A 4,540-nucleotide genomic window follows, 5' to 3' on the forward strand; every position below is an offset into this window, starting at 1 on the left:
CAATCATCAATCATCAATCATCAATCATCAATCATCAATCATCAATCATCAATCATCAATTAAATACATCATATGCAACAGAAAACATACACAGGACAGCCTGTAATCACATTAAACAACGGGGTAGATATTCCGGCCTTAGGCTTCGGGGTATGGCAGATGGAAGATCTTCAGGAGTGTGAAAATGCGGTTCTCAAAGCCATTGAGACTGGATACCGCATGATCGACACGGCTTCGATCTACCAGAATGAAACGGCCGTCGGAAATGCCATAAAGAACAGCGGAACGGATCGGGAAGAATTGTTCATCACCTCCAAACTCTGGGTTCAGGATACTTCTTATGAAAAAGCAAAGAGCGCTTTCCAAAGAACATTGGACCGGTTGCAGTTGAATTACCTTGATATGTACCTGATCCACTGGCCGTATGCCGATTTCACCGGCGCCTGGAAAGCGATGGAAGAACTGTATCGGGAAGGAAAAATCAAGGCGATTGGTGTCTGCAATTTTCCACCGGATAAATTGGAGGAATTAAAAGCCAGTGCAACGGTTCTTCCGGTCATCAACCAGATCGAGCTGCACCCGCTTTTCCAGCAAAAGGAACTTCAGAAATACAACCGGGAAAACAATATTGTTACCCAACCGTGGAGCCCGCTCGGAAACGGGAATGCCGGATTGCTGGATAACGCGGAATTAAAAAAAATCGGTGAGAAATACAGCAAAACGGTAGCACAGGTTATTTTAAGATGGCATCTTCAGGAAGGGTTCTGCGTCATCCCGAAATCGGTAACGCCTTCAAGAATCGAGGAAAATTTCAATGTATTTGATTTTGAATTAACGGAAGATGAAATGAATGTGGTTCGTTCCCTGGATACCGGAAAAAGACTATTCTTTGATCCGAAAGATCCGGAATGGGAGCAGAAAATGCTGAAAGCCGTAGCAGATATTTAATGTAACAATTTTAAATAATAGAGAAGATCTGCATCAACAGTATCAGTCTTTTATATATGAAGCTTCTTCCTGTGTGAAGGAGCTTTTTTATTTTGTTGACCAATAAAGGGATTATTTATTAGAATTAAAACAGGAATTAGTTTTATTTTTGTTCTCTTAAAGTAGTATTATAACCATGAAGAAACTTATTTGGGCACCAGCTCTTTTTTTTGCTATTTCCTGCGGCGGCAACGGTGAGGATCAGGATCCCGGCAATAAAGCATCCATTATCGGAAAATGGTCTGTTGAAAAAGTAGAGATCCGGCGGTCTCTGCATCAGCAGACGCAGACTTCTTTCCCGACAGACTGCCAGAAATCAGGCACATATGAATTTACCGCTTCTCACCTGACTTCAGTTTCATTTGAAGAGAACAGCAACGTCTGCAAAAAGACAGAGGCTTTTACGAGGAAATACATCTTTAATGAAATAAAACGTGAATTTTGGTTCGAAGGGGAAGAGATCAATCCTTATTACGTTGCCCAGCTGAACCAGACGGATCTGGTCGTGGAAGACCGGACACAGGATTTTGACGGCGACGGTACCAAAGATATAATCAGACGTTTTTATAAAAGAATCAATTAAACTCACGCGAACTTGAACTGATCTGATTAACAGGTTGGATGCGGGAAGTCTTATCCACACTAACACAACCAAAAGTCATTTATGCCATTTGATATTATTTATCAGCTAAGAAATACTATTCAATACTCCAGTTCATGAATCTTAATTCTTTTTAGCTTTATCTGTCATCGGGTTGAAAATAAATGACAGATTATCAAATTTACATTAAATTAAAAACCCCTTTCGACTGAAAGGAGTTTTTAGTACTATGGAAAATGAAATTATTTCGTAAGATCCAGTCCGCCGAAGTTTCCGGAGCTCATCATCAGGTAAACGCCCTGCGTTTTATCCAGCGTGTTCCAGTAGGCATGAAGGTCTTCCGCATTGGTAAAGACTTTCAGATCTGAATTTTTAAATTTCTCACGGATCAACTCCGGGGAGATCGGCTCCATTCTTTTGATCTTCAGGGCATCTTCTGAGTAGAAAACAACCGCTTCATCCAAACCGTCCATCGCATAATCATATTGCTCAAGGAAAACAGGATTCAGGCTTGAATAGGTATGAAGTTCCAGAAATCCGTATTTTTTATCTTTTTTAAACTGTTCGTCGAAGGCTTTTACCGTAGCTTTTACTTTGCTTGGTGCATGGGCAAAATCTTTGTAAAGGATGCCCTGATCGTCTCTGTTCACTTTCTCAAGACGTTTGGAAGCTCCCGTAAAGCTCATGATGGCTTCGTAGAAATCTTCGTCCATGATGCCCAGTGTGTGGCAGATGTGTCTTGCCCCTTCCATATTCAGCAGGTTGTGAGCCCCAAATACCGAAAGCGGGACATCGCCCATTTCTGTTTTCAGATGGACTTTTCCGTTAACGATTTCATATTCCGGGGTTCTGTACGGAATTTTCCTGAAATAATTTTCAGCAGCATCCACTACTTTTACCACTTCGGGATCTTCTTCATTGTAGACCAGGACACCGCCTGCGGTAATACTGGCCACAAACTTCCTGAATTGTTCCGTATAATCGTCAAACGTTTTAAATACATTGATGTGGTCCCAGGCGATTCCGCTCAGTAAAGCAATATTCGGCTGATAGAGCAGAAACTTGGAACGGAGGTCAATAGGCGAGGAGAGGTATTCGTCACCTTCCAGCACCATAAAATCGTTATCCTGCGTAAGCTTTACCATACAGTCGAAACCTTCCAGCTGGGCGCCGACCATGAAATCGACGTCTTTCTGATGAAAGTTCAGCACATGAAGAATCATTGAAGTGATGGTCGTCTTTCCGTGGGAACCTGCGATCACCACCCGTGTTTTGTCTTTGGACTGCTCATACAGGAATTCGGGATAAGAATAAATTTTCAGTCCCAGCTCCTTAGCTTTTGCCAGTTCGGGGTTATCCTGATGGGCGTGCATTCCGAGAATCACGGCATCAATATCGGAAGTGATCTTTTCCGGGAACCAGCCGGTTGTTTCCGGAAGAATTCCTTTATTTTCCAGCCGGGATCTCGACGGTTCGAAAATGGCATCGTCGGAACCGGTTACCTGATATCCTTTATCTTTTAATGCAATGGCAAGGTTGTGCATGGCGCTTCCGCCGATCGCGATGAAATGGGTCTTCAATATATTACGGTTTTTTTACGTGGGTATTGATAAGCTCCTGAAAGGCATTGGTGATATTGGACCAGTTGGTTCTGTAATTCGGCATGATCGAGCTCGCATCCGTTTTACTGCCCTCATTCGGACCTTTTTTGATGTTGATGGAAGTTGAAATATGATCGTAGATCTTTTTATGGTCTTCCTGTATCCTTCTGAAATTATTTTTCGAAAGGGTGGTTTCGAGATCCTTGAGTTCCTGCTGGGAAACATCGAAGTCCTGTTTGTATTTCTTGCCCTGGCCTTCAAAAGAATAATGACCTTCACTGCCTTTGATCAGGAGGTTTTCATAAACCGGGGCAAAGCCTCCGCTTTTGGAGTAGCTGATGTCAAAATCCGAATACATTTTCTGGCTGCTGCATGAGGCCAGTATGATGGCCGTACCTGCAATGGCTATTATCCTTTTCATATTCATACGGTTCAGGTTTAGTTACCTTGATTTTTCTGTTCTGATTTTTTTGCTTTCAGTTCTTCATCATAGTGGTGGAGAAGATTAAAATCTTCGGTCTGCTCTATGGCGGTCATGATCTTGTACAGGATCTCCTGAGCATTTTCTTTATCATAATCAATATCGAGAGGGGGTTTGAACTCCATGGTCGGTTTCACGCCTGTTACTTTTAACCTGAGGCCCTTTTTATCGAAGGCCCTTCTGAATCCGTTGATTTTTATAGGGATCACAATCGGCCGCTGGTTTTTTACCAGTTTTGCGGTTCCGCGTCTTCCCTGGGCAAATGCAGAGGTGGTTCCCTGGGGAAAAGTAGCGACCCAGCCGTTGTCCAAAGCTTTCATGATATTGTCTACCTCGCTCATATCGACAATCCGGTTTACGTTTTTCCCTTCGGCCCGCCAGGTCCGTTTTACGGTCACAGCACCGGCAATCTTGAAGATTTTAGGAAGGATGCCTTTGTTCATCGTCTCTTCGGCAGCCACATAATAGAAGTCGATCTTTGGATTAAGTAAGTAGATCGGGTTTTTAATGGTGTTCAGATAGCCGTTATTCACCGAGCAGAACGCATGGTACATGGCTGCTACATCGGCAAAGTAGGTTTGGTGGTTGGATACGAACAGAACGTTGGAATCGGGAAGATCCACAAGATGTTCGGTACCTGAAATTTTCAGTTTGTTAAAGCCGTTAAATCTCCTGTAGGAAACAAATCCCAGAATCAGGATAATCAGCCTTTTTAAAAAATAGGGAGTCCCGAATGCATCGGTAAAAATATTTTTCTTCGCCATCGCTCAATTAAACACAGTGTTGCAAAGTTACATATTTTTCAGCAACTGGCTGAATTCACTTAAGATCATGGCGGTAGCGCCCCAGATCACGTATCCGTTGAAGTTG

The 4,540-nt window shown here is 42.9% G+C and carries 5 protein-coding genes; 2 read left to right on the top strand and 3 right to left on the bottom strand.

Features of this window, described 5'->3' with window-relative positions; all coding sequences use genetic code 11:
* The first annotated feature begins 72 nt into the window (after nt 1–72).
* Together QZ735_RS17620 and QZ735_RS17625 are read left to right on the top strand one after the other, a co-directional pair.
* Nucleotides 73–948, top strand: coding sequence for an aldo/keto reductase (locus QZ735_RS17620; protein ID WP_294251281.1), 876 nt, complete (start codon nt 73–75; stop codon nt 946–948).
* 175 nt (nt 949–1,123) lie between these two features.
* Nucleotides 1,124–1,570 (top strand): lipocalin family protein, encoded by a 447-nt coding sequence (locus tag QZ735_RS17625; RefSeq protein WP_294251283.1) that lies wholly within the window; start codon nt 1,124–1,126, stop codon nt 1,568–1,570.
* A 260-nt stretch (nt 1,571–1,830) separates the two neighbouring features.
* Here the strand turns inward: QZ735_RS17625 and murC are convergent, their stop codons facing one another.
* Genes murC through QZ735_RS17640 form a run of 3 tightly spaced genes read right to left on the bottom strand, consistent with a single transcriptional unit; the run spans nt 1,831 to nt 4,434 of the window.
* A complete protein-coding gene (gene murC, locus QZ735_RS17630) occupies nt 1,831–3,168 on the bottom strand; it encodes a Mur ligase family protein (RefSeq protein WP_294251286.1) in 1,338 nt (445 codons plus the stop codon).
* A 4-nt stretch (nt 3,169–3,172) separates the two neighbouring features.
* A complete protein-coding gene (locus QZ735_RS17635) occupies nt 3,173–3,610 on the bottom strand; it encodes a hypothetical protein (RefSeq protein WP_294251288.1) in 438 nt (145 codons plus the stop codon).
* Between the two features lie 17 nt (nt 3,611–3,627).
* Nucleotides 3,628–4,434, bottom strand: a complete 807-nt coding sequence (locus QZ735_RS17640; protein ID WP_294251291.1) for a 1-acyl-sn-glycerol-3-phosphate acyltransferase — start codon at nt 4,432–4,434, stop codon at nt 3,628–3,630.
* Between the last annotated feature and the right edge of the window lie 106 nt (nt 4,435–4,540).

Source organism: uncultured Chryseobacterium sp. (assembly GCF_913776365.1).
In the GTDB taxonomy this organism is placed as follows: domain Bacteria; phylum Bacteroidota; class Bacteroidia; order Flavobacteriales; family Weeksellaceae; genus Chryseobacterium.

Bases quoted from the DNA above. Each gene is read 5' to 3' on its own strand.
- QZ735_RS17620 (WP_294251281.1), top strand. From the start codon at position 73: ATGCAACAGAAAACATACACAGGACAGCCTGTAATCACATTAAACAAC.
- QZ735_RS17625 (WP_294251283.1), top strand. From the start codon at position 1,124: ATGAAGAAACTTATTTGGGCACCAGCTCTTTTTTTTGCTATTTCCTGC.
- QZ735_RS17635 (WP_294251288.1), bottom strand. From the start codon at position 3,610: ATGAAAAGGATAATAGCCATTGCAGGTACGGCCATCATACTGGCCTCA.
- QZ735_RS17640 (WP_294251291.1), bottom strand. From the start codon at position 4,434: ATGGCGAAGAAAAATATTTTTACCGATGCATTCGGGACTCCCTATTTT.